General features: G+C 39.9%; 1 protein-coding gene. It reads left to right on the top strand.

Annotation, left to right across the window (positions count from 1 at the left end):
* Positions 1-594 precede the first annotated feature (594 nt).
* The coding region (locus CVN76_RS06020) for an ATP phosphoribosyltransferase regulatory subunit (RefSeq protein WP_198512504.1) at positions 595-860 on the top strand (266 nt) is incomplete at its 3' end.

Raw genomic sequence — 860 nt, 5'->3', positions numbered from 1 at the left:
CATTAAGCTCATCCTGGTTCATTTTCGTTGCAGCGAAGCCTTTAGCTCCGATTGAGCCTACCGAAAAAAGAACGATAAGTGCTACAAATAACGAAAAAAATCTCTTCAATTTCTTTTCCCCCCAATAATTTCTAGTAAAGCCAAACTCCTAACCATTATAAAACAGCTAAACCAAAAGGTATACATTAATAACAATGATTGACTGCAAATAGGAGGTTGGGAGTGGGTGGAAGGTCTGCTTTTTTCGCATGCGACTGCGAGGATCTTTAGGGTGATAGAAAGGGAAACGATAGCTTTTTCTTGACGGAAGGTTAGGGCAGCGTTAAACTATTAACAACTTCACCATATTACCATATTAGCGAACTAAAGTAATTTGTAAGATTATTATGATTATTTATAGGATTATGTTAATCTTTTTGCTACTATTTTTATATGGATCCAAAAATAAGGATTTAACTGTGCTTGATCTTGGAAGGATAAAAGGATGTACAAAGACAATGGAGGCAAGGATTGGTTTTGGCCAAAGAGGGCGAACCGATTGAATAGATGGTTACTAATTTTTAAAAAGGATGTGCAGTCGTGACAAAGCCGTTTATGTTCGAGAAACCGTTAGGCATGAGAGATACACTGCCAGTGCTATATGAGACGAAAGTGAAGGCCAGAAATGAAATGAGCGATGAAATCAAGAAGTGGGGCTATCAATTCATTGAAACCCCAGCATTGGAATATCATGAGACGATTGGCGAGGCCTCAGCCATTTTAGATCAACAGTTGTTTAAGCTTCTTGATTCCGAAGGCCATACGCTCGTTTTGCGGCCTGATATGACAGCACCCATTGCCCGGGTGGCGGCATCGAAGCT

Source organism: Bacillus sp. mrc49 (genome assembly GCF_002803435.1).
The sequence above is the reverse complement of the archived record's forward strand: the minus strand, read 5'-3'. Positions and strand labels throughout refer to the sequence as shown.